The following is a 24,077-nucleotide window of genomic DNA, read 5'->3' on the forward strand; positions in this document are numbered from 1 at the left end:
ATTGTACTTTAAGATTACAATAGTGACGAAGTCTATCGTAAGGCTGCATTTAGGACTAGGGTTTACCAAAAAAGTTTCGATTAAAGTAGAACTTACAGGACGAATCACAGGCTCATAAGTGTAAACACATCATTAATGCGGTTGTTTTACTGCATAGGCATTAGGGTAACCATTTTGCTTAAGCTGCCGAAGCACGTCTTCGAGAGTTTTTTCATCTTCTACAGGGCCTAGCTGCAGTTTATACACATTGTTACTGCTAGGAAGGTGAGCGGGTAATTGATAAAGCGCCGAAAGAACATGGGATATTGATTTTGCTTTTTCAGCATTGGAAAGTGCCGCCACTTGAATAAAAGTGCCGTGATTTCTTTCATTGGTGTTTTGAGGAATGGTGGTGTTGACAGCAGGCGAGTTGTTCGTAGTTGTGCTAGCTATTGTTTCTTCAAAATCTACGCTACTATCCATGTCCTCAATAGCGTTAGATGCTACCGCAATGCCTAAATACTCGTCATAGCTTACCGTAGGGCTACTGCCAACGGTAACGTTATTGTCTTCATCGAAATGAATGACTTCTAACTTCACTTTCGCCGTACCCTTGCTGTGATAGCCCAGTTTTACTGCAGCAGCGTAAGACAAATCTATTATTCTATTATCGTGAAATGGGCCGCGATCGTTTACGCGAACAATCGCCTGTTTGTTATTTTCTAAGTTTGTCACCCTCACAAAGGAAGGCAAAGGAAGAGTTTTATGTGCCGCGCTCATGGCGAACATGTTGTAGGTTTCACCATTGGACGTAAGGTGGCCGTGAAACTTTTGCCCATACCAACTGGCATACCCTGTGGCCTCATAGCCTTTTCCTGTGCGCATGGGCGTATAACGCTTGCCTAATACTTCGTATGGTCTGTGATTGAAAGATCTGTACGCCTCATATTTAGGCACAGCATCTAGCGTCTCGGGAACTTTTGCCACATGTTTGGGGGCTGAGTCTTGAGATTGTGAATAGCGACCAGAGGGCATTTGCTGGCAGCCCGACACTACAAGTATTGCGAGACACATGCAGAAAAAAGTGTTGCCAGAAAAGCCAGTCATCGGGAAATTAACCGTTTTTGAGTTGCAATTGACATTAGAATGCCGAAACCCGCCATTAATGTCACCATAGAAGTCCCCCCATAGCTTACAAGCGGTAGAGGCACTCCTACCACGGGTAACAAGCCTGACACCATTCCCATATTCACAAAAACATAAACAAAGAAGGTGAGGGTAATACTACCGCCAAGCAATTTAGAAAAAGCGTCTTGGGCTCGGCTAGAGATAATTAGACCACGCATAATTATATACAGATAAATCGCTAATAAAACGATGACTCCCGTGAGTCCAAACTCCTCACTGAACACTGAAAATATAAAATCGGTGTGACGCTCGGGTAGAAACTCGAGCTGAGACTGGGTGCCTTGTAGCCAGCCTTTTCCATCAACTCCGCCAGAACCTATCGCTATTTGAGATTGAATAATGTGATAGCCAGAACCAAGGGGATCGCTCTCTGGGTTTAAAAACGTAAGTACGCGCTGTTTTTGATAATCCTTCATTAGGAAGAACCACATAATAGGGGCGAATGCGCCAACGAGCGCACCTACCAGTGAGATAAGTTTCCAACTCATACCGGCAAGAAAAATGGCAAAAACCCCTGAGCTTGCAATTAACAGCGACGTTCCCAAATCGGGCTGTTTCGCAATCAAAACCGTTGGCACAACCACCATAATAAATCCCAAAGCGATGTGGTGTGTACGGGGTGGCAACGTAAATTTGCTGATGTACCAGGCTACCATCATGGGCACAGCCAGCTTCATCAGTTCCGAGGGTTGAAATCGGATGAAACCTAAATCAAGCCAGCGCTGAGCTCCCTTGCCCATATCGCCAAAAAGCAATACTGCAACCAGCATAAGTAGCCCGCCGACAAAAGCGATAGGGGAAAGGCGCCGATAAAACCCGGGAGGCAGCTGTGCAAGTACCGCCATAACAACAAAGCTAACGGCTAAGCGGGTAAATTGGCGCTGCATCTGGCCCATATCTTGTCCAGAGGCCGAGTAAAGGGTTACCAAGCCCACGCCACTTAGTACCAGTAGACCCAGCAGAAGCCAGCCATCAATATGAACTCGCTGAAGAAAGCTTATTTTATCCGGCGTGATGGCGGTTCTTTTCATTATTCTTCGCTCTCACTGTCTACATTAACGGTTTCAAAAGTACGACCCCGAAAATAAAAGTCCATAAGCTTACGGGCAACAGGAGCAGCATTTGAACTACCACCTCCTGCGTTTTCCAGTACTACTGTTATTGAAATTTCTGGATTATCAAACGGGGCAAAACCGACATAGAGTGCATTGTCGCGCAGCCTTTCATCAACTTCATCTTCGTCGTATTTTTCGTCTTGAGCTACCGTAAAGAGTTGGGCAGTACCTGTTTTACCCGCAGACTCATAGGGCGTATCGGCAAAAGCAAAGCGCGCTGTTCCTTCTTCGCCGTGCACCACGTCGTGCATGGCATTTAAGACGATGTCGAGATTTTTAGGATCGTTTATTTGAATAGGCCGAGACGTTTTCAGTGGAATAAGATCATCAACACCGTTGGATTCTTTGTAGCCGCGAATAATTTGAGGAATATAGCGCTCTCCTCTATTCACCAGGGTATTAATTGAGTGTGTTAATTGAATAGGTGTGGCTGTCCAAAAGCTTTGTCCAATTCCTACCGGAATGGTATCACCAATGTACCAGGGTTGGTTAAACCGAGCCCGTTTCCAGCCTCTACTTGGCATATTCGCGTTTGATTCTTCGTACAAGTCTATACCTGTGTAGTCGCCAAAACCAAACTCCTGCATTGCCTCACTGATTTTGTCGATACCCAAGTTGTAGGCAAGGTCGTAATAGTAAATATCGCAAGACACTTCGATAGCTTTTGCAATATCTACTTCACCGTGTCCCCAACGCTTCCAGTCTCTCCAAACATGGGAAACATTAGGCAAGCGGTAACGCCCATTGTCTTTAATAGAGTAATCTTCTGTTACCACACCGTCTTCAAGACCTAGTAGGGCAAGGTGAGGCTTTACGGTGGATGCGGGAGAGTATTGGCCTTGAGTGGCACGGTTTATCAATGGTCGGTCGGGCGAATTTAATAGCGCTGAATAATTTTTACTGCTAATGCCGTGAACAAATAGGTTGGGGTCGTAGCTAGGATTTGAATAAAGGGCTAGCACGCCGCCGGTTTTAACTTCTGTGATAACCACTGCGCCTCGAGTGTCTTCAAGAATGCGCTGGGCCTCCTGCTGTAACGAAAGGTCTATATTAAGAACAATATCTTTTCCAGGTGTGGGAGGGTCTACGTTAAGCACACGAATAATACGGCCCTGATTATTCACTTCTACTTGTTGATAACCCACAGTGCCGTGCAGCGTTTCTTCGTGATATTTCTCAATGCCTAATTTACCGATATCGTATGTGGCGGCATAATTATCTTCTTGCCCTGCTTCAACCAGTTTCTGTAAGTCCCGCTTATTAATTCGCGCTACGTATCCAAGTACATGGGTTAAGGTTTCTTTGTAAGGGTAGTGGCGGGCTAGGCGAGCTTCAATCTGCACCCCTTTGAACTTGTGCTTACTGGCTGAAAAGGTGGCTACTTCTTTTTCAGACAGTTCCGTTCTCAAAACAACGGGTTTAAAGCGCCGGGTTCCCTTCAAATTAGACTCAAAGCGAGTGAGTTCTTCTTCGGTAATCGCCATCAGGGAGGTAAGTCTGGCAAGTGTGTCCTCTATGTCATCGACCTTTTCAGGAATGACTTCTAGGCTGAATACGGGACGATTCTCCGCCAACAACACGCCGTTTCTGTCGTAAATAAGACCGCGGTTTGGTGCAACAGGCAATACTTTAATACGGTTGCCGTTAGAGCGGGTTTGGTAGTCGTCGTGTTGGGTCACCTGAAGAGAATACAAATTGTTTAATACAATGCCTAGCATGGCAGTAACAATAATGAAGGCAATGGTGGCGCGACGAGCAAATAAATTCGCTTCCGCGGTGTGGTCGCGAATAGCCTGGCGCTTACGGTGCATTGACTTCCTTTGCATTAGATGTGACTTCTACTCTCTGTGATAAGGATGATTTTGCGTAACCGACCACGCTCGATAAACGCTTTCAACCAGTATAATTCGCACTAATGGGTGAGGGAGTGTGAGCGCAGAGAGTGACCATTTTTGTTCAGAGGCTTCAATGCAAGAAGGCGCAAGTCCCTCAGGGCCGCCAATGAGTAAGCTGACGTCTCTGCCATCCATTTTCCAGTTGTCTAATTGTTTGGCTAGCGTGGGGGTATCCCAAGGCTTGCCGGTTACCTCAAGAGTGACAATGCGGTTTCCTTTGGGAATAGCTGCCAACATTTGTTCACCCTCTTTTTCTAGAATGCGTTTAATGTCAGCATTTTTCCCGCGCTTTCCCGCAGGTATTTCGGTTATGTTTACCGGCATGTCGCTTGGGAATCGACGAATAAATTCATCGACCCCAGCAGATACCCATGAGGGCATTTTTGTTCCCACAGCAACAATTTGAATTCTCAACGTACTGTCCTTGATTGATGCTGTGCATTACTCAAAAGCATATTCACGGAGTTAACCATTTATAAAGTGGCTCTTCGTTTGGTGAAGTGGTGATTTAAGCCCAAAGCTTTTCAAGTTGGTAAAAGTCGCGAGTTTCATCCTGCATTACATGCAAAATAACATCGCCGAAATCTACCAAAACCCACTCTCCAGAGTCTTTACCATCAACATTGCCTGGCGCATGGCCTGCGTTTTTTGCTTCAACCATCACGTTTTCTGCAATCGAAGAAACGTGTCGCTTTGAATTACCAGAGCAAATGATCATGGTATCTGTAATGGTCGACTTACCTCGAACATCGAGTTCAATGATATCACGGCCTTTCATATCGTCTATTTTGTCTTTAACAAACTGCTTAAGTTGTAGACTCTCCAAGTGTTTTCCTCTTGTGTTTATTCGCTGTATAACTGGTTGTCATTGATGTATTCAATAACGTTACGGGGTACCCAGCTTTCAATAGTATCAGGAGCGGCATGGTCTAGCGTATCTGCATTTTCACTTGCTATTTCATTACGCAATTGCGTGGAAGAAATTGTTTTAAGTGGCGTATTTAACAGTAAAACGTGACCACTTTTACGCTGATGTAACCGTTCGATGTCTTGTATGGCGTTTCGCCTGAGCCACTTGGCTATTGCCGGTGGCGGTGAAAATGTTTCACTGTCTCGCCTCATTACAATAAGGTGGCAATAGTTAAGCAAGCTTTCCCACTCATACCATTTATCGAGATTATACAGTGAATCTGCTCCAATGAGAAAACAGATTGTATCATCGTGCTTTGAATTTAATGCACGCAGCGTTTTCACTGTATAAGAGGGAGAAGGCAGTGAGAGTTCTATGAGTTCGGCACGCAAGCGAGAGTGGGTATCGCAACACCGATGTATCATATTTACCCTGTGGGTTTCAGAAACACTTACCGACTTATGAGGAGCTAGTTTACAGGGCATCAAATCTACATGTTCTACACCCAATAAATCTGCGGCATACAGCGCTGGAGTAATGTGCCCGTAGTGAGGAGGATTAAATGTGCCCCCTAGAATAACTCTCAATGCCACGGCTAACTGTCCAGTAGCGGAATGTTTGTTAAGTTAACGCCCATAAACATCATGCATAAATGACAAAGCTTAACGTAAGGGCGAGATATAACCTGCTGCTTAAAAGCAAGGTCTGCCTGAGATAAAGCGTGTTGAATGTCTTCAAGTTGCTTTAACGAAAGACGCTGCAGTGCGGCTTGATACATACCTTGCTTATTGCGCCAGATGCCAAATTTTTGCCACTGAATTGGCTGGCCCTGCTGTTCTGCGTTCTTTAAATTCCAAAGCTGTTCCCATTCTCGAATGAGTGCCCAAATGATAATGTTAGGCTCTAGGCCTTCGCTTTCTAGACGGTAAAGCATTTTTATACAGCGAGTGCTTTCTCCGTTAAGCATGACATCAACGAGTTGAAACGCATTGTAACGAGACTGATCAACCATTGCCCGCTCTAGCTGCTCGTCGCTAATGGTTTGTTGAGGATGCAGTAAAGCCAGCTTATCAATTTCTTGTTTTGCTGCTAAAAGATTTCCCTCGCAAAAGTCAGCAATGATTTTTGCCCCAGTAGCCGATACCGATAGCTGATGAGAGGAAAGCTGCTGGTTAATCCATGCGTTTAGCTGGCGGCCCTCAAGGGGGTAACACAAGGTTGATGCCCCCAGCTCATCGAGCACTTTAAACCACTTTCCACGCTGAACATCTTTTCCAATTTTGGGACCATGAATTAATAGCAGCATGTCTGGGTTGAGTTTGGCAGCTACCTCTTGAAGCATTTTACTTCCTTCGGTACCGGGCTTCCCAGTGGGGAGCTCGAGCTCTATAAATTGCTGGCTAGAAAACAAAGACATACTTTGGGTGGCTTCTAGCAGCTGGTTCCAAGAGAACCCAGTTTCAGCCACTAATGTGGTTCTTTCATCAAATCCCTTCGCTTTTGCGTGACGTCTGATTTGTTCTATGACATCAAACTTTTGCTGAGGTTCGTCGCCAAAAACGAGGTAACAAGGACGCAATCCTTTCTGGATATCTTGGTGAAATTGATTGGGATAAATTTGCATGAAGGTTATGCGACGCCTATTCGCTTTCGTCTAGCGCGGCAACAGCCTGGCTAGATAAACGTCTAATAATAATATCTGCCGCTTCCGCTCGCATCTCATCAAGCATTAGATCGAGTTCTCGTGACTTCGCAAGAACCTGGTCGGGGTCATCTTGATAATCTCGCACCACCTCAAACTGAGCCATCAACGGCTGTTTATTGGGAAACGAGACTCTGTAACGCACCACATAAATTAAGTCGTATTCTGCAACCTGACCTGAAGGGTAGACCGACAACAATTGACGGTCTAGTTTTTCGGGCAGTAAGTAAATATTAATATTTTCGCTTGTTTGTTTAGCACCTTCGCCAGACGCCGATGCCAAGCCATAAATATTCAATCTACTGTCAAGCGCTCGCGCCAAAGGCGCGTGCGCTCTGGCACTTTCTATCACTACAGTATTTACATTTTCAGGTAGGCTTGGTGCCCCTCGCAAATGAAAACCGCAGCTGCTAAGGACGCCTACAAGCGTTGCTATACCAATAACTTTTAAAAGTGCATTCATTATTTCATTGTCGCCTAGTTCGCTACAATATTGACAAGTTTACCTGGCACCACAATGACTTTGCGGATGGTTTTGCCTTCGATAAACTGTTGCACATTCGCTTGCGCCAATGCCTGTGCCTCAACCTCGTCTTTACTCGCATCGGCAGCAACCGTCATTTTAGCGCGTACTTTTCCGTTTACCTGAACAATAATGAGCTTTTCGTCTTCGACTAGCGCATCTTTATCTACTGCAGGCCAAGGCGCCACATCAATATCTTCGCTGTGGCCCAGAACTTTCCACAACTCGTGAGCGATATGCGGCGTAATAGGGTTAAGCAATAGCAATACAGACTCCACGGCTTCGCGCATAATAGCGATGTCTTGCGCACTTTCTTGCGGGGCCTTTTGTAAGTGATTTAGCAGCTCCATAATTGCCGCTACTGCTGTATTGAACGTTTGGCGGCGGCCTAAATCATCGGTAACCTTTTGGATCGTTTTGTGCACTTCACGGCGAAGCGCTTGCTGTTCTTTCGAAAGAGATTTTACATCAAGCTTTACTGCATCGCCTTTTTCTACGTGCTCAGTAACCAGTTTCCAAATTCGACGAAGGAAGCGGTTTGCACCTTCAACACCAGAATCAACCCACTCTAGTGTTTGCTCGGGTGGCGCAGCAAACATAGTAAATAGTCGTACTGTATCGGCGCCGTACTGGTCGATAACTTCTTGCGGGTCGATACCGTTGTTTTTCGACTTCGACATTTTCGTCATGCCGCCGTGGGTTACCGGGGTATTGTCGCTAGTAAGCCAAGCGTTAACAATACGGCCTTTTTCATCTTTTTCGGTGGTGACTTCTGTTGGCGAATACCAGGTTTTCTTACCTTTCTCGTCTTCACGATAATAAGAATCTGCCAACACCATTCCTTGACATAATAAACGCTTGAACGGTTCATCAGAGTCTACCAAACCTTCATCACGTAACAATTTGTGGAAGAAACGAGAGTAAAGTAGGTGCAAGATAGCGTGTTCAATACCACCAATATATTGGTCGACAGGCAGCCAGTAGTTAGCGGCTTTCGGATCTAGCATAGCGTCGGGATTTGTTGCGCTTGTGTATCGAGCGTAGTACCACGACGATTCCATAAAGGTATCGAAGGTGTCTGTTTCTCTTAGCGCAGGTTCTCCTTTGTAAGTGGTTTTCGCCCACTCAGGGTCTGCTTTAATCGGAGAAATCACGCCATCCATTTCTACGTCTTCAGGTAACTCAACCGGAAGTTGGTCTGAGGGTACAGGCGCAGATTCACCGTTTTCCAATTTGAGCATAGGAATAGGTGTGCCCCAGTAACGCTGGCGACTAACGCCCCAGTCACGAAGTCGATAGTTGACCTTTCGCTGACCACAACCTTTAACCTCAAGTGCTTCGGCAATACCATTGAATGCTGCGTCAAAATCAAGGCCGTTAAATTTATCGGAATTAATTAAGCTACCTTTTTCCGTGTATGCAGCTTTTGATAGGTCGCATTTATCTTCGTCACCGGCTTTTGCGGCTATAACTTGTTGAATAGGCAGGTTGTATTTTGTGGCAAATTCCCAGTCGCGCTGATCGTGCCCAGGTACCGCCATAACCGCGCCAGAGCCGTATTCCATAAGAACAAAGTTGGCAATCCAAATAGGCAGTTTCTCGCCCGTTAGTGGATGAATAACTTCTAAGCCGGTGGCACAGCCTTTTTTGTCCATGGTGGCCATTTCAGCTTCGGCAACCTTAGTATTTTTGCACTCGTCAATAAACTGAGCGATATCAGGGTTAGATTGCGCAGCAAATTCTGCAAGAGGGTGCTGTGCTGCTACTGCCACGTACGTCACGCCGTAGAAAGTGTCGGGGCGTGTTGTATAAACCGTCAGGTCGGCAATATCGTTTACCGGTGATGCTAAATCAAAGGTAATGTCGACACCTTCAGAACGCCCGATCCAATTAGCTTGCATGGCGCGAACTTGGTCTGGCCACTCTTCTAGTTGTTCAAGGTCGTTAAGCAATTCTTCGGCATAATCGGTAATTTTGATAAACCATTGTGGAATTTCTTTTTGCTCTACCAATGCACCAGAACGCCAGCCTCGACCATCTATAACCTGTTCGTTAGCGAGTACCGTTTGGTCTACTGGATCCCAATTTACCGTTGAGTTTTTCTTATACACTAAGCCTTTTTCATACAAGCGTGTAAAGAACCATTGCTCCCAGCGATAGTAATCGGATTTACAGGTAGTAACTTCACGATCCCAGTCATAACCAAAGCCTAAAGAGCGGAGCTGGGTTTTCATGTAATCGATGTTTTCGTAAGTCCACTTCGCTGGTGCAGTGTTATTGTTTATCGCTGCATTTTCAGCAGGCAGACCAAAGGCGTCCCATCCCATAGGTTGCATAACATTTTTGCCCTGCATGCGCTGATAGCGGCTGATTACATCACCGATAGTGTAGTTACGCACGTGTCCCATGTGGAGTCGACCACTAGGATAAGGAAACATAGACAGGCAATAAAACTTTTCTTTATCTTCGTTATCGCTTGCCTTGAAAGATTGATTGTCTTCCCAGTATTGCTGAACACGTTGTTCTATATCTTTTGGGTTGTACTGATTATCGGCCATGAAACTTAGGCTTCCGCATTTAGAGTTAAAACGTTTATATTTGGGTCATCTGCTCGTGCCGATAGAATTAAAACCATCACGCACGAATAAAAAAATAACCGATTGAACATATATATAGCCTTATAGAATACCCCAGCGTTAAGCCATGCCTCAATAGCTTAACACTTAACTTGGCGATATTTATTGCTGCTTGCACGAAAAGTGAGCATTTATGCATAGGTTAATGCTTTACAAAGAGGGGAGACCTTCCTTGTCGCTTGAATGATTTCACATCACGGCTGAGCGCTTTGTTGGGATGATAGTTATTACGCTATTCGATATGCATGATAAGTGGTGCAATATCAAAAACAAAATATACCGTACCCTTACAAACGTGGTTGTTTGTTGCGCAATTGTTAGTGTAAAACCGCTTTATTGAAGATAAGGGTTTGACACTAATGTTAATAAGGGTTTCACTTAGGAAAAGTAACGAATATAGAACAACATGTCTGTAGACAGTAAATCATTTGCGTTAGATGTAGACGCGTTATCACCTACCATAAACCGCCGCGCAATCAACAGTGCCTTAAAAGATGAGGAAGCGCTCAATGCAACTTTTATAGGGCAAGAGCGTGCGCGTGAAGCGCTTACCTTTGGGTTAGGTATAAATACCAAAGGGTACAACCTTTATGTGATGGGCGAGCCTGCTACCGGTCGCTTCTCTTTGGTAAAAGATTATATCGAAAGGCAAGTCGCCCAATCTGTTGCGCCAGACGACTGGTGTTACATCAACAACTTTGATGTGGAACGAGAGCCCGTTGCCCTTAGATTTCCTCCCGGGGGAGGCAAAGCCTTTCAAAAGGATATGGCGAACCTAATCGACGACGTGCTCGACTCATTACCTGTAGCATTTGACAATCCTGGCTATCAGCGCCGTCGCGCCTCTATTCTACGTGACTTCGAGCAGAAGTATGATGCTGCTATTGATGCCGTAGAGCGTTATGCTCAGGCTAATGACGTTGCTCTGTTTGAAGAAGGTGGCTCAATCACGTTTTCACCCATAATCAATGGTAAACCTATTAGTGATAGTGAGTTTTCCACCTTTGATGAAAGTCAGCGAGAACGTTTTTATGTACTTATCGATGAGTTGGAAAACCGTCTTAGTGAGAGTTTACTCAGTCTACCCGCGTGGAAGCGAGAGAACTCGGAGCGTTTACGTGCATTAGATAAAAACACGGCTGAACAGGGCATAAAGCCACTGATTAAAGTGCTCGAGCACAAGTATTCATCTCAACTCGGTGTAGTAAAATATTTAAAGCAACTGAGAACCGCGCTGGTGGACGCTATTTTAGTGATTCACAGTGAAGAGCAAAAAGAAGAAAAGACAGAGGACTTTGATAAAAAAGTATTCCTCGAGGAACAGTTTTTACCTAACGTGCTTGTCTCCAACAGGCTTGAAGATTCTGCTCCCGTAATTTATGAGCCAAATCCTACCTATCAAAATTTGTTCGGTAAAATTGAATATACCAACATTCATGGCAGTGTATTCACTAACTACAGGATGATTCAGCCGGGCGCGCTGCACCGTGCAAACGGTGGGTATTTATTACTGGATGTGGACCAGCTTATAGAACAGCCCTATGTGTGGGATACCTTAAAATTAGCCATCAAGTCTATGCGTTTACGAATGGACCTACCGCAACAAGACGTGGGTATGGTTAACAATATTACGTTAAATCCGCAGCCTATTGATTTAAGCGTAAAGATTGTATTACTGGGCTCGAGAGACCTTTATTACACCCTGCAAGACTACGATGATGAGTTTGATGAATTATTCCGAGTACTGGTCGATTTTGATTTAGAAATTCCCATGACTCGTCAGGCGCTGTTCGATTTTGTTGGTAAAGTACGTGCGCATACACGCGGGCTTGGTCTAGAGGATATTACGGCTAACGCCATGTGTCGGCTAGTCGAATACTCGCTTCGCATGGCTGAGCACAAAGAAAAGCTATCAGCGCATTTTGCCGAAGTGATTGAACTGGTTAACGAGGCTTTTTACTTCTGTCAAAAGAGTAATAGCACTAGCCTAGAGCTTAATCATTTAAAAATTGCATTAAGCGCCAAAAAACGAAGAACGGGCAGGGTAAGCCAGGCGCTTCTTAACGATATAAAGGAAGGCCACGTACTTATCGCAACCGAAGGTAAGGCCGTTGGCAAGGTGAATGGCCTTACCGTACTAGATATTGGTGATACAGCGTTTGGCACACCAGCACGCATTACGGCAACAGTATTCGCCGGTGCTAGCGGTGTAATTGATATTGAGCGGGAAGTAGAATTGGGCCAACCCATTCATTCAAAAGGTGTCATGCTGTTAAATGGTTACTTAGGCAACAAGTATGCCCAGCATTTTCCGTTAACGCTGTCGGCCAATATTGCGCTTGAGCAGTCATATGGCCATATTGATGGCGACAGTGCATCGTTAGGCGAATTGGTCGCGCTTATATCTGCACTTACAGAAATTCCATGCGTTCAAACGCTAGCGATTACCGGCTCAATCAACCAATATGGCGAGGTTCAGGCTGTGGGCGGCGTGAATGAAAAAATTGAGGGTTTTTTCGACCTCTGCCAATACCGCGGCTTTACGGGAACTCAAGGTGTCATCATTCCAAAATCCAATGCTATTAATTTAGTGTTAGATAGCACTGTAATAGAGGCAGTCAAAAAAGGTCTATTTCACATCTATACCGTTGAAACTGTTGATGACGCACTCACTATATTGATGGAACAAGAAGCGGGTAAGATAAGTTCTAAGGGGCGTTACCCTAAAAACTCTATTAACTATCATGCAGTAAATCGATTGTATAACCTTGCATTAATTGTAAGCGGCGGTGATGGAGAATAAAAAAAGGGAGTCAACGCTCCCTTTTCATTACGGTGTTTAATTAACCTACCAATTTATTACTTTGGCGGCATACGCAGGCCGCCATCTAAGCGGATGGTTTCGCCGTTCAGGTAAGTGTTGTTTGCCATATGAACAACAAGCTTGCCGAATTCCTCAGGTAGGCCTAGGCGTTTAGGAAATTGAACGTTAGCAGACAGAGCTTCTTGTACTTTTTCAGGCATGGCTAGCAGCATAGGCGTTCCCATCACACCTGGTGCTATCGTATTCACCCGAATTCCAAGTGGGGCTAAGTCACGCGCCATTGGAAGGGTAAGCCCGATAATGCCGCCTTTACTGGCCGCGTAAGCAGTTTGGCCAATTTGACCCTCATAGCCCGCTACCGAAGCGGTATTGATAATAAGGCCGCGTTCGCCCTCATCGTTTATAGGCGATTGTTTTGCCATGGTGGCAGCAACCAATCGGGCTACGTTAAAGCTGCCTACCAGGTTTATGTCGATGGTGGTTTGAAAATCGCCCAATGGCGCTGGGTTTGCTTCTCTATCAAGCAAACGTTTCGCAGGTGCGATGCCGGCACAGTTAACTACAAGAGAGATAGCGCCGAAAGTATCTGTTGTGGCGTCGATTGCCGCTTGAACTTGTGCTTCATCGCGCACATCCACTTTCGTAAAAAGGGTTTTGTCTTTACCTAGCTCTTCTACGCGCTTGGCACCTTGTTCTTCGTTTAAGTCGAAAAGGCTGACCTTTGCACCTGCTTCGCGAAGCGCAATAGCGGTAGCGTGACCAAGACCCGAGCATCCGCCCGTAACAATTGCAGTAAGGTTAGTTAGCAACATGGAGTTCCCGTTAATCTGGTTATTTTCATAATATTAACGAGATGTTAACGGTATTTGATGGTAAAAACTATGGTGTCAGAGTGGACTGACACCAAAAGCGTCTTTATTTTGGCAACTGAATTTTACAGTCTTCACTAGGACGGTAAATAATAAGTGTATGACCAATTACCTGAAGTTTTTCCGCATTTGTTTCGCGTACAATGGCATCCATAATCAGCGATTTTTCTTCGCGATCGTCAGAAGGAACCTTAACTTTGATCAATTCGTGGTGATTTAGTGCATTGTCAATCTCTGCGACAACGCCCTCGGTGAGACCATTCGCGCCTAGCTGCACTATTGGCTTAAGTGGGTGGGCTAGACCTTTAAGGAATTGTTTCTGTTTATTTGAAAGTTTCATTTAATAAATATTCTTACAATTAATCTGTTAGTTTATGCTTGAAATAACGTATTCTAACGCCATCTCTTCTACAATCCTAATAACATTGTAATTGAATGACAAAAAAGAAACACTCCGCCAGCAGTAAACGTTGGCTAAAAGAACATTTCGACGACCATTATGTGCAGAAAGCACAAAAAGATGGTTGGCGCTCTCGCGCCATTTATAAACTCGAAGAGATACAAAAGAAAGACAAACTGATTAAGCCTGGTATGACCCTTGTTGATCTTGGCGCTGCCCCCGGTGGTTGGTCTCAGCTTTCAGCAAAGCTAGTAGGGGATAGCGGTCAGGTTATCGCCTGCGATATTTTGCCCATGGATTCTATCGTGGGCGTAGACTTTCTGCAGGGTGATTTCCGTGAAGAAGAAGTTTTACACGCACTTTTGAACAGAATCGGTGGGAACACCGTAGATATAGTATTGTCGGATATGGCACCTAATCTTGCTGGTAATTCGGCAGTTGACCAGTCTCGTTCCATGTATCTTTGCGAACTTGCGCTGGACATGTGTCATCAAGTGCTGAAACCCGGTGGCTCGTTTGTCATTAAGGTGTTTCAGGGTGAAGGGTTTGTTGAGTTTATGAATGCACTTAAGCAATCTTTTACCACGATAAAAACGCGTAAGCCTGACTCGTCGAGATCACGTTCTCGTGAGGTGTATTTGGTGGCTTGTGGGTATAAAGTGTAGTACGCTTTATTGTAAGCGATTTTAGTTGCGAATTGCGTTGTGTGCAAAACAACCAAGTTGTTCATTTTCACACCGGTTCGGATTTATAGAGGTTAGTAGCATTGAGCGACATGGCAAAAAATTTAATCTTATGGTTGGTTATCGCCGTTGTATTGATGTCGGTTTTCCAGAGCTTTTCACCGAGTGAAACTGCTCGTTCACAAACTGACTACACAACATTCCTAAGAGAAGCGGAACAGGGCAATATCCGTGAAGTTCGTATCAATAATGATGGCGAAATTCGCGGGACCAAGCGCTCTGGCGAATCTTTTCAAACCTTCGTACCTTACTTCGATGACAAACTAGTTTCGGACCTAGTTAAAAACGATGTAAGAGTTTATGGTGAACCACCTGAGGAGCAATCACTTCTCGCGTCGATTTTCATATCGTGGTTCCCAATGTTACTGCTTATTGGTGTGTGGATTTTCTTCATGCGTCAGATGCAAGGCGGCGGTGGCAAAGGCGCCATGTCGTTTGGCAAGAGCAAGGCGCGCTTACTGGGCGAAGACCAAATAAAAACTACGTTTGCTGACGTTGCTGGCTGCGACGAAGCAAAAGAAGACGTGTCTGAACTGGTTGATTTCCTTCGCGACCCATCTAAGTTCCAAAAGCTTGGCGGTAAAATTCCTAAAGGCGTGTTAATGGTAGGTCCACCGGGAACGGGTAAAACGCTGTTAGCAAAAGCCATCGCTGGTGAAGCAAAAGTGCCATTCTTCAGTATCTCGGGCTCTGATTTCGTGGAAATGTTTGTGGGTGTAGGTGCGTCTCGCGTTCGAGATATGTTCGAGCAAGCAAAGAAAGCCGCACCGTGCATCATCTTCATTGACGAAATTGACGCGGTTGGTCGCAAGCGTGGCGCAGGTCTAGGCGGTGGTCATGATGAGCGTGAGCAAACTCTTAACCAGATGCTAGTTGAAATGGATGGCTTTGAAGGTCATGAAGGGATCATCGTTATTGCGGCAACTAACCGCCCAGACGTACTTGACCCTGCATTACTTCGCCCAGGTCGTTTTGACCGTCAGGTTATCGTTGGCCTTCCAGACATTCGTGGTAGAGAGCAAATTCTTAAAGTGCATATGCGCAAGGTACCAATTGCAGACAACGTTGAAGCATCACTAATTGCTCGAGGCACGCCTGGTTTCTCAGGTGCCGATCTAGCAAACTTAGTTAACGAAGCTGCGCTATTTGCAGCTCGTGGTAACAAGCGTGTTGTTGCAATGGAAGAGTTTGAGAAAGCGAAAGACAAGATCATGATGGGCTCTGAGCGCAAGTCAATGGTGATGTCTGAGTCTGAAAAAGAAATGACGGCATATCATGAAGCAGGTCACGCTATCGTTGGTCGCTTGGTGCCAGAACACGATCCGGTATATAAGGTATCTATCATACCTCGTGGACGTGCCCTCGGTGTAACCATGTATTTGCCTGAGAAAGATCGCGTAAGTCATTCTAAACAGCACCTAGAAAGTATGATTTCGAGCCTGTTTGGTGGTCGAATTGCAGAGCAGATAATTTACGGCGATGACAAAGTGACTACTGGTGCATCAAACGATATTGAGCGTGCTACTGATATTGCTCGTAAAATGGTAACGCAATGGGGACTATCTACGAAGATGGGACCAATGTTGTACGCAGAAGAAGAAGGCGAAGTATTCCTTGGTAATTCAATGTCGAGAGCGTCAAGTATGTCTGATGATACGGCTCGTGCTATCGATGCTGAAATCAAGTCACTTATCGACCGCAATTACGAAAGAGCGCAGCAAATTCTAGAAGACAACAAAGATATTCTTCACACGATGAAAGACGCGCTGATGAAGTATGAAACTATCGATGCTAAGCAGATTGATGATTTGATGAACCGTACGGAAGTGCGTCCTCCCGCAGACTGGGACGACAGCAAGCCATCGGGTGGTGATAAGCCAAGTGGCGGTTCTCCTGTGAAGGAAGGCGAAATTAAAAACGATGGCGTCGACAAGCCATCGGTTGGAAAACCAGGTGACATTCCGAGTTAAGGCTTGAGGCTAAATTAATTCCTCCTTTAATTTAGCCGCAATGTTAGGATTAAAAAAACGCCAGTTAATCTGGCGTTTTTTATTTACATTATAAAAAAGAGTTGATGTATGCAGTTTGCCAATCATTTTATTGACCTTAATCAGCCTCGCGTTATGGGGATCTTAAATGTTACCCCTGATTCCTTTTCCGATGGCGGTCGACACGCATCTGCCCAGCAGGCAGTAGAACACGCACTTTGTATGGTAGAGCAGGGCGCTACTTTTATCGACATTGGTGGCGAATCGACCCGTCCCGGTGCTAAAGATGTTGCGCTTCAAGAAGAGCTTGATAGAACTATTCCAGTAATTGAGGCGCTGTCTGCAAGAAGCGATTGTGTTATATCAATTGATACCAGCAAGCCACAGGTAATGACTGAGGCAGTGAACGCAGGTGCTAAGCTAATTAATGATGTTCGCGCGTTGAGAGAACCTGGCGCGCTGAAAGCCGCTGCTGAAGCCAAGGTACCGGTTTGCCTTATGCATATGAAGGGCGAGCCAAGAACAATGCAAGCGAACCCGCAATATGATGATGTTATCAGTGATGTAAAGGATTTCTTAGTTGAGCGGACAGCAGCATGTGAACAAGCTGGTATCGATAAGTCATCCATTTTACTGGACCCAGGCTACGGCTTTGGAAAGTCTCTCGAGCATAACTATGCGTTAGTCAAATATTTACCTGATATTATGGCATTAGGGTTGCCCGTGCTTGTTGGTATGTCGAGAAAGTCAATGATAGGTAAGCTTTTAAACAGAAATGTTGAAGAACGCTTGGCTGGAAGTATTGCGCTCGCTACAATTACGGCCCAAATGGGAGCACATATAATACGTGTTCACGATGTACAAGAAACTGCTGATGCGGTTAACATCGTTAAAATGCTGAAAAAAGTGTAATAAGGAATAATAATGAGTCAGCGTAAATATTTTGGTACCGACGGTATTCGGGGTAAAGTGGGCGAAAGTCATATTAACCCTGAGTTTTGTATTAAGTTAGGGTGGGCAGCAGGAAAAGTCCTCGCAGGTAGAGGAACAAATAAAGTACTTATTGGAAAAGACACGCGTATCTCGGGTTACATGCTCGAGTCTTCTCTTGAAGCTGGTCTTTCTGCCGCAGGTATAAATATAGGCTTGTTAGGACCTATGCCTACCCCAGCAATAGCCTACCTCACCAAAACATTTCGTTCTGAAGCCGGTATTGTTATTAGCGCTTCTCACAACCCTTATTACGATAACGGAATAAAGTTTTTCTCTTCTCAGGGATTTAAGTTAGACGATGACATTGAACTAGCCATTGAAGAAATGCTTGAGCGCCCTATGACTTGCGTAGCCTCAGACAAGCTTGGTAAAGCAACGCGTATAGATGACGCTGCCGGTCGTTACATTGAATTCTGTAAAGGTACTTTCCCTTCTGAGCTATCCCTCACAGGCTTAACCATTGTTGTAGATTGTGCTCATGGTGCCACTTATCACATTGCTCCTAACGTATTACGAGAGCTTGGCGCGAACGTTATAGAATTAGGCACTGCACCAAACGGACTTAACATCAACGATAAGGTTGGTGCGACGTCTATGGATGCTGTTGTTGAGAAAGTAAAAGAAACAGGCGCCGATCTAGGTTTTGCCCTAGATGGTGATGGCGACAGGCTGATGATGGTAGACCATCTCGGCAATGTGCTCGATGGTGACCAAATTGTCTATATTATTGCGCGCGATGCACTGAAGAACGGACAAATGCAGGGCGGCGTAGTGGGTACGTTGATGAGCAACCTTGGGTTGGAAAATGCGCTAAGTAAACTAGGGGTACCCTTTGCGAGAAGTAAAGTAGGCGATCGTTACGTGATGGAGTTGCTACAGCAGAAAGGCTGGTCTATTGGTGGTGAGAACTCTGGTCATGTTTTAAATCTGTCTATGTGTTCAACGGGTGACGGAATTGTGGCGGGCCTTCAGGTGTTGGCTGCCATGTTGCGTTCTCAACTAGACTTACACGATTTATCTAGTGGTTTTGAGATGTATCCTCAAACGCTGGTGAACGTGCGCTATACAGCGCAGAATGTTGATTACCTATCGCATCAAGATGTTCAACGTGCAAAGCAAGAAGCCGAAGCAGCACTCGGTAAAACAGGACGTGTTTTACTGCGTAAAAGTGGAACTGAACCACTGATACGGGTTATGGTGGAATCGAATGAAGAACAGAAGTCGATGAAATGGGCAGAGCATATTGCTGAAACTGTTCGTAATCTCGCCAATTAGTTGGCGTAGCAGGAAATTTCGCTTTTTATACTTGTATCTTACGTTGTAAATAGTTAATATCACGCCCGCTAAAAGACAGGGCTAAGGTCGAGCTAGTGAGTAACAAAATACGTCAGCCATTAGTTGCTGGAAATTGGAAAATGAATGGTAATTCGGCATTAGTTGCTGAATTTAATGAGAAGCTAGAAGCATTAAATTGCGACGCCGAAACGGTTGTTTGTCCGCCGGCTACGTTGATGCACCTTTTCAGAGCGAATTCATTTTCCCTAGGTGCTCAAAACGTGAGCCACCTCAACAACGGTGCTCATACAGGTGAGTTATCTGTTGAAATGCTTAAAGACGCAGGATGTACCTACTCAATAGTAGGTCACTCTGAGAGAAGAGAAGATCAGCAAGAGTCTAGTGGTCTTGTCGCTTTAAAAGCAAAGCAATGTATTGAAGCCGGCTTAACACCCATTATTTGTGTTGGTGAGTCTTTAACAGTAAGAGAAGCGGGTAACGTTGAGAAATTTGTTGGCGAGCAGTTAGACGCATTAACAGCGACGTTGTCGGTTGACGATTTATCAAAAGCAGTTATTGCATATGAGCCAATATGGGCCATAGGCACAGGGAAGACGGCAACGCCTGAGCAAGCTCAGGAAGTGCACGAATTCATTCGCGGTTACTTTACTAAAGTGGACGCAGACTTAGCTGGTAAGCTTCGCATTTTATACGGCGGCAGCGTTAAACCAGATAATGCTAAAACGTTATTTTCACAAAAAGACGTTGATGGCGGCTTAATTGGCGGCGCCAGTTTAAAAGCTGAAGATTTTATTTCAATTTGCCAAGCGGCAAACTGACGAGGTATTTATGATATACGAAGTGCTTTTAATAGCATATCTAGTTGTAGCACTCTTATTAATTGGGTTTGTTTTGATCCAGCAAGGTAAAGGGGCTGATATGGGCGCTTCTTTTGGCTCAGGTGGTTCAAATACCGTGTTTGGTTCGTCAGGTTCTGGTAACTTTATGACTCGCACAACGTCAATTTTAGCGGGTTTGTTCTTCTTCATTAGCTTGTCGCTAGGCGCGATGACAGCGAATAGAGAAAGTGCCGAAGACGAGTGGAATAACTTGGAAGTACCTGCTGCGGTTGAGACACCGGCAGAAGTGCCTGCAGATGCAGACGTGCCAGTTATTGAAGATGCACCTGCACAGAGCGATGTTCCGGTAAGTGGTTCAGACGTTCCGGCAATGCAGGACACTCAGGGTAACGTGCCAGCTGGCGATGATGTTCCAGCTGATGACGGCAATACCCCAGATTAAGTTTTATTTGCGGAAGTGGTGGAATTGGTAGACACGCCATCTTGAGGGGGTGGTGAGCATAGCTCGTGCGGGTTCAAGTCCCGCTTTCCGCACCATATTGAAAGGCCAGCAATCGCTGGCCTTTTTTATTGTTTTGATTTTCATGCCAAGCCTTTATATTCAAATTTTGTTACAACTATGTTTTCGTGGCAGCAAAAACGTCCAAGCTTTGCTGTAACCCTTCAAATCCCTGATCATAAAACGATGACCTGAGGATTGTTAAAACCTAAAAAATACAATAAATCTCATTTAAATGAGATTACTCGGTCTTTCCCCTGTTTTGCTTGGCGTAAGTCAGCTATTATTTTGCCATAACTTATTAAATTTCATGCAGTAGCATTCATCAGAGGCGTTCTCGTGCAAACAAGTCTTCGCCAATCATTGATTTTACTTAGTTTTCTAGGTGTGACAGTTGCGACCATAATTGTTGTGGTATCGCTGTGGTTGTCGTTTAGTTCAATGATAAAAAGCCATGTAGACAAAGAGGTAGTTCTTGTTGAAAAGCTACTTAATAATGTGCTGGCTGAGAAAGAGTCGCGCACAGAGCGCAACATTGCGTCTTCACTTAACGCCATTAATTCAGATGCTGTGCTTGATAATAAAGATATCGAGAAGCTCTCTCATGCTTTTTTAGGCTCTTTGAGCCAGTCTATTGAGGGTTCGGCGAATGCTAGCGAATCTTATGTTTCAAGTTCTTATGTTTCAAGTTCTGATGCGTGCTCTCTGGATATAGCGCTTATTAATTTAGATCATACTGTTATTTCGTCAACCTCAAACTCTTACGAAAAAGGTGCTCAGTCTTTGCAAAGTGTTGCTATGGCGGCAATGGGGTTAAACCACGTCCTGTCTGTAGAAAATGGCGTATTGACACACCTTAGCCTTAAGTCGGTGGTGCTGAATAACGAGCGTTATTACGTGTTAATGGCAAGGGATATACAAAGAGAAGTACTTGAAACTGTTAGTGCGCTGTCTGAAGCCGACATAAGTATTATCGACAGAACAGCACAAGTGTTACTCGCTTCGACGCTATCAACCCGTTTAGCTGAGGAGTATCATCCGAGCATAGCAGGTTTCAATTGGCAAGACGTCACGTTTTCAGAAGCCGTCAGTTACATTGAATATAATATTCCTGTTTCTACATTGAACACCAGTCCGGCAAAAATAACTGTTCTCATTGATGTAGCAAATTATGTGCAAAGTTTTAGAGAAATGCAGAATATGCTTTTCTCGCTTTATCTTTTGGCGTTATTGATCATCTCACTTTTTTTCATGGTGTGGACCAAGAGAATTACATCACCGCTAAATTCCGTCATTACCGTTATTGATAGTGTTTCTTCAGGACGCTATAAAAATAAGCTCAACAGTACTTCGCGCTTTAGAGAAATTAACGAACTTGAGTCTGCTATAGGCCAAATGCAAAGCAAAATCTTTCGTCGCGAAGAGAGAATTAAGTATCAGGCACAGCATGATGATCTAACAGGGCTATACAACAGAAACTTTTTAGAAGAGTTTTTTGTAACGCAAATGCGTGACGGTAAATCTATTCAGGTTATTGCGATAACGGTTATTGGATTTCGAACCATTAATGATTTGTACGGATACTCAAATGGTGACAATACATTGAAGTCATTGGCTTGGCGACTGTTACAATGGCCTGGAACTTCAGCAAGGTTAGCGGGCGGTGAAGTGATTTACATCACTGACGAGCCACTGAATGAGCTGCAGTTAGAGACCCTGAAGTACATTCTTGAGCAACCCGTTGAGAGCAACCTTATAACAATACCGGTAAAAGTGGCCATGGCTGTATTGGAATGCCCTGAAGACGCGTCTGACACAGAAGAGTTGTTTAGAAAACTCAATATTGTTTCTGATAACGCAATTCGCTCAGGCGCTGCCTTAACCTATTACAGTGAGGCGTTAGAGCAGGGCTACAATAGACGTCTTCTAATCACTACCGAACTAAAGCGTGTACTTGCCACACAGCAACACGAACTTTCTGTCGTGTATCAACCCAAAATAGACCTGAAAACGATGAAAGTGTGTAGCATGGAGGTGCTGCTTAGGTGGAATAACAGTCGTTTAGGACAAGTATCGCCGGATGAGTTTATTTCTGTGGCGGAACAAGCTGGGTTGATAGAACAAGTGACTAAGTGGGTAATGAAAACCACTATTACCGATCTTGCTTATTTTAGAAGCAAGCGTTACGACTTTTCTGTTGCTATGAACTTGTCCACACATGATATCCAAAATAAAACGCTATTAAATGAACTGGTGGCATTACTTACAGAAAAAGGCCTGTCTCCTGCTTCACTGCAGTTAGAAATTACAGAAAGTGATTTGGTTGCTGATGCGTCTCTGGCAGTAGAAAACCTTTCATCACTTAAGTCGTTAGGATTTCGTTTTGCCATCGACGACTTTGGTACCGGCTATTCTTCTCTAGCGTATTTGAAAAACTTACCCGTAGAGACAATCAAAATAGATAAAAGCTTTATATTAAATTTGTCTACCGATGAAAATGACCAGCAGATTGTCCATACAATACTCAGTCTGGCCGGTATTTTTGAACTTAATGTAGTTGCCGAAGGGGTAGAGGATGCAGAGTCTCTTAACATTTTAAAAGAGTGGGGCTGTGATGTTGCACAAGGCTATTACATTAGCAGGCCGTTAAAAAGAGAAGACCTAGAAGCCTGGCTACTTACTACGCCTTACCACGAGTAAAAATACCCAAACTGAAAGCCAGAAGCATGAAATCTGACGTTTGTAATTTTTGGAATACATTATGCTTTGTTAACAGTGTGGTTTTGAAAAAGCCTATTTTTGATTGTTAGTAAAGTCAAAACACCCACAATTTTACACATGCTCTCAATGTTGAGTGATATTGAATAAAAACAAGGATTTTATTATGGATATTATACGCGTACTTCTGTCAATTTTACTTCCACCACTAGGCGTATTTCTGCAAGTTGGAATTGGCGCTCACTTTTGGATAAACATTCTGCTGACTATTCTCGGATACTTTCCAGGAGTGATCCATGCAGTCTATATTATTGCGAAGAAGTAACGATTTCTTATGATTGGCTACAAGAAAGCCAGTAACAGATTATGCTGTTACTGGCTTTTTTCGTTATCGAGGTTGTTTAATTTATGCAGACTTTAGTTCTTGCTGCATTTCTTTTTTGTAACCCGACGCCAATTCTGTTTTTTGATGTTCGTTAAGTACCCTTCCAGCAACGTTGAAAAATTCTTGCTCCTCATCTGCTAGGTGATGCTCTACCTTCTCTTTAAGTACTTTAAGGTGATGTAGCCATGCCGGCGAACTCATGTCGGTATTGTCTAATTTATCTATCAACTCATCAATTTCATGATGTTCCGCAATACCATGGCGGGTTAAATCCACTGTTGCATCTTTTTCTAAGAGGTGAGTGTAAAAGTGGCGTTCCTCTGCTATGGCGTGACTTTCAAGCTGTTGCTTCAATTCTTCAAAGTACTCTTGACGAGCAGCAGTGTTCCCACTGGTTTCAGCTAATATTTTCAATAGAAGACGTTGTTTTTCGTGGTCTTGGCGTAATTGTCCACTTCCCCATTAATGACACAGTTCTAAACTAGAGTTTTCCAGTTTTTCTCGGTAAGCTGCCGGAGGCAGGTTACCGAGACTTTCATGTGTTCTTTCTTCGTTATAATCCAGTCGCCAGAACC

Annotated in this window: 20 protein-coding genes, 1 tRNA gene and 1 pseudogene; 10 read left to right on the forward strand and 12 right to left on the reverse strand. The window is 44.4% G+C overall.

Annotation, left to right across the window (positions count from 1 at the left end):
• Positions 1 to 132 precede the first annotated feature (132 nt).
• The 9 genes from GTW09_RS12640 to leuS all read right to left on the reverse strand — a co-directional run bounded on the left by GTW09_RS12640 (position 133) and on the right by leuS (position 9,870).
• Positions 133 to 1,086: a septal ring lytic transglycosylase RlpA family protein gene (locus GTW09_RS12640; RefSeq protein ID WP_163112168.1), complete on the reverse strand. Its 954-nt coding sequence runs from the start codon at positions 1,084 to 1,086 to the stop codon at positions 133 to 135.
• Complete coding sequence (rodA, locus tag GTW09_RS12645; protein WP_163112169.1) at positions 1,083 to 2,198, reverse strand: rod shape-determining protein RodA; 1,116 nt, start codon at positions 2,196 to 2,198, stop codon at positions 1,083 to 1,085. Before rodA ends, GTW09_RS12640 begins: the two co-directional genes overlap by 4 nt.
• Positions 2,198 to 4,093 carry a penicillin-binding protein 2 gene (gene mrdA, locus GTW09_RS12650; RefSeq protein WP_163112170.1) on the reverse strand — a complete coding sequence of 632 codons (1,896 nt, stop codon included), beginning with the start codon at positions 4,091 to 4,093 and terminating at the stop codon, positions 2,198 to 2,200. The genes rodA and mrdA overlap by 1 nt, the downstream gene beginning before the upstream one ends.
• A gap of 27 nt (positions 4,094 to 4,120) precedes the next feature.
• The gene (gene rlmH, locus GTW09_RS12655; RefSeq protein WP_163112171.1) at positions 4,121 to 4,591 is read right to left on the reverse strand and encodes a 23S rRNA (pseudouridine(1915)-N(3))-methyltransferase RlmH; all 471 of its coding nucleotides are present in this window, start codon (positions 4,589 to 4,591) and stop codon (positions 4,121 to 4,123) included.
• A gap of 94 nt (positions 4,592 to 4,685) precedes the next feature.
• Complete coding sequence (gene rsfS / locus GTW09_RS12660) at positions 4,686 to 5,003, reverse strand: ribosome silencing factor (RefSeq protein ID WP_071979139.1); 318 nt, start codon at positions 5,001 to 5,003, stop codon at positions 4,686 to 4,688.
• A gap of 17 nt (positions 5,004 to 5,020) precedes the next feature.
• Entirely contained in the window at positions 5,021 to 5,680 is a 660-nt protein-coding gene (nadD, locus tag GTW09_RS12665; protein ID WP_338024957.1) for a nicotinate (nicotinamide) nucleotide adenylyltransferase, read from the reverse strand.
• A gap of 2 nt (positions 5,681 to 5,682) precedes the next feature.
• Complete coding sequence (gene holA, locus GTW09_RS12670; RefSeq protein WP_163112172.1) at positions 5,683 to 6,711, reverse strand: DNA polymerase III subunit delta; 1,029 nt, start codon at positions 6,709 to 6,711, stop codon at positions 5,683 to 5,685.
• A gap of 16 nt (positions 6,712 to 6,727) precedes the next feature.
• Positions 6,728 to 7,252: an LPS-assembly lipoprotein LptE gene (locus GTW09_RS12675; protein WP_163112173.1), complete on the reverse strand. Its 525-nt coding sequence runs from the start codon at positions 7,250 to 7,252 to the stop codon at positions 6,728 to 6,730.
• Positions 7,253 to 7,266: 14 nt separating this feature from the next.
• Positions 7,267 to 9,870 (reverse strand): leucine--tRNA ligase, encoded by a 2,604-nt coding sequence (gene leuS / locus GTW09_RS12680; protein WP_163112174.1) that lies wholly within the window; start codon positions 9,868 to 9,870, stop codon positions 7,267 to 7,269.
• Between the two features lie 484 nt (positions 9,871 to 10,354).
• Here leuS and GTW09_RS12685 point away from each other — a divergent pair, with 484 nt between their 5' ends.
• Complete coding sequence (locus tag GTW09_RS12685; protein ID WP_163112175.1) at positions 10,355 to 12,751, forward strand: Lon protease family protein; 2,397 nt, start codon at positions 10,355 to 10,357, stop codon at positions 12,749 to 12,751.
• A gap of 56 nt (positions 12,752 to 12,807) precedes the next feature.
• On the opposite strand, the gene GTW09_RS12690 is transcribed toward GTW09_RS12685, so the two are convergent.
• Positions 12,808 to 13,584, reverse strand: a complete 777-nt coding sequence (locus GTW09_RS12690) for a 3-hydroxyacyl-CoA dehydrogenase (RefSeq protein WP_071979134.1) — start codon at positions 13,582 to 13,584, stop codon at positions 12,808 to 12,810.
• A gap of 103 nt (positions 13,585 to 13,687) precedes the next feature.
• The gene (gene yhbY / locus GTW09_RS12695) at positions 13,688 to 13,981 is read right to left on the reverse strand and encodes a ribosome assembly RNA-binding protein YhbY (protein ID WP_163112176.1); all 294 of its coding nucleotides are present in this window, start codon (positions 13,979 to 13,981) and stop codon (positions 13,688 to 13,690) included.
• A 95-nt stretch (positions 13,982 to 14,076) separates the two neighbouring features.
• On the opposite strand from yhbY, the gene rlmE reads away from it, so the two are divergent.
• From rlmE to GTW09_RS12740, 9 genes are all read left to right on the forward strand, one after another.
• Positions 14,077 to 14,706: a 23S rRNA (uridine(2552)-2'-O)-methyltransferase RlmE gene (gene rlmE / locus GTW09_RS12700; RefSeq protein ID WP_163112177.1), complete on the forward strand. Its 630-nt coding sequence runs from the start codon at positions 14,077 to 14,079 to the stop codon at positions 14,704 to 14,706.
• Positions 14,707 to 14,807: 101 nt separating this feature from the next.
• Positions 14,808 to 16,754, forward strand: coding sequence for an ATP-dependent zinc metalloprotease FtsH (ftsH, locus tag GTW09_RS12705; RefSeq protein WP_163112178.1), 1,947 nt, complete (start codon positions 14,808 to 14,810; stop codon positions 16,752 to 16,754).
• A gap of 108 nt (positions 16,755 to 16,862) precedes the next feature.
• Positions 16,863 to 17,684, forward strand: a complete 822-nt coding sequence (folP, locus tag GTW09_RS12710) for a dihydropteroate synthase (protein ID WP_163112179.1) — start codon at positions 16,863 to 16,865, stop codon at positions 17,682 to 17,684.
• Between the two features lie 12 nt (positions 17,685 to 17,696).
• Positions 17,697 to 19,040, forward strand: coding sequence for a phosphoglucosamine mutase (gene glmM / locus GTW09_RS12715; protein ID WP_163112180.1), 1,344 nt, complete (start codon positions 17,697 to 17,699; stop codon positions 19,038 to 19,040).
• Between the two features lie 95 nt (positions 19,041 to 19,135).
• Positions 19,136 to 19,879 (forward strand): triose-phosphate isomerase, encoded by a 744-nt coding sequence (gene tpiA / locus GTW09_RS12720; protein WP_163112181.1) that lies wholly within the window; start codon positions 19,136 to 19,138, stop codon positions 19,877 to 19,879.
• Between the two features lie 10 nt (positions 19,880 to 19,889).
• Entirely contained in the window at positions 19,890 to 20,342 is a 453-nt protein-coding gene (gene secG / locus GTW09_RS12725; protein ID WP_163112182.1) for a preprotein translocase subunit SecG, read from the forward strand.
• 9 nt (positions 20,343 to 20,351) lie between these two features.
• Positions 20,352 to 20,437: transfer RNA gene (locus tag GTW09_RS12730), tRNA-Leu, on the forward strand.
• 301 nt (positions 20,438 to 20,738) lie between these two features.
• On the forward strand, positions 20,739 to 23,099 hold the full coding sequence (locus GTW09_RS12735) for an EAL domain-containing protein (protein WP_163112183.1): 2,361 nt from the start codon (positions 20,739 to 20,741) through the stop codon (positions 23,097 to 23,099).
• 184 nt (positions 23,100 to 23,283) lie between these two features.
• Positions 23,284 to 23,442 (forward strand): YqaE/Pmp3 family membrane protein, encoded by a 159-nt coding sequence (locus GTW09_RS12740; protein WP_032096492.1) that lies wholly within the window; start codon positions 23,284 to 23,286, stop codon positions 23,440 to 23,442.
• Positions 23,443 to 23,523: 81 nt separating this feature from the next.
• On the opposite strand, the pseudogene GTW09_RS12745 reads toward GTW09_RS12740, so the two are convergent.
• Positions 23,524 to 23,949: pseudogene (locus GTW09_RS12745) on the reverse strand (hemerythrin domain-containing protein); the annotation flags it as partial.
• Positions 23,950 to 24,077 lie beyond the last annotated feature (128 nt).

It is taken from the genome of Alteromonas hispanica (assembly GCF_010500915.1).
GTDB lineage: Bacteria > Pseudomonadota > Gammaproteobacteria > Enterobacterales > Alteromonadaceae > Alteromonas > Alteromonas hispanica.

Excerpts from the sequence above, each read along its gene's own strand:
- GTW09_RS12640 (WP_163112168.1), bottom strand. The coding sequence starts at position 1,086 with ATGACTGGCTTTTCTGGCAACACTTTTTTCTGCATGTGTCTCGCAATA.
- rodA (WP_163112169.1), bottom strand. The coding sequence starts at position 2,198 with ATGAAAAGAACCGCCATCACGCCGGATAAAATAAGCTTTCTTCAGCGA.
- mrdA (WP_163112170.1), bottom strand. The coding sequence starts at position 4,093 with ATGCACCGTAAGCGCCAGGCTATTCGCGACCACACCGCGGAAGCGAAT.
- holA (WP_163112172.1), bottom strand. The coding sequence starts at position 6,711 with ATGCAAATTTATCCCAATCAATTTCACCAAGATATCCAGAAAGGATTG.
- GTW09_RS12675 (WP_163112173.1), bottom strand. The coding sequence starts at position 7,252 with ATGAATGCACTTTTAAAAGTTATTGGTATAGCAACGCTTGTAGGCGTC.
- leuS (WP_163112174.1), bottom strand. The coding sequence starts at position 9,870 with ATGGCCGATAATCAGTACAACCCAAAAGATATAGAACAACGTGTTCAG.
- GTW09_RS12685 (WP_163112175.1), top strand. The coding sequence starts at position 10,355 with ATGTCTGTAGACAGTAAATCATTTGCGTTAGATGTAGACGCGTTATCA.
- GTW09_RS12690 (WP_071979134.1), bottom strand. The coding sequence starts at position 13,584 with ATGTTGCTAACTAACCTTACTGCAATTGTTACGGGCGGATGCTCGGGT.
- yhbY (WP_163112176.1), bottom strand. The coding sequence starts at position 13,981 with ATGAAACTTTCAAATAAACAGAAACAATTCCTTAAAGGTCTAGCCCAC.
- rlmE (WP_163112177.1), top strand. The coding sequence starts at position 14,077 with ATGACAAAAAAGAAACACTCCGCCAGCAGTAAACGTTGGCTAAAAGAA.
- folP (WP_163112179.1), top strand. The coding sequence starts at position 16,863 with ATGCAGTTTGCCAATCATTTTATTGACCTTAATCAGCCTCGCGTTATG.
- glmM (WP_163112180.1), top strand. The coding sequence starts at position 17,697 with ATGAGTCAGCGTAAATATTTTGGTACCGACGGTATTCGGGGTAAAGTG.
- secG (WP_163112182.1), top strand. The coding sequence starts at position 19,890 with ATGATATACGAAGTGCTTTTAATAGCATATCTAGTTGTAGCACTCTTA.
- GTW09_RS12740 (WP_032096492.1), top strand. The coding sequence starts at position 23,284 with ATGGATATTATACGCGTACTTCTGTCAATTTTACTTCCACCACTAGGC.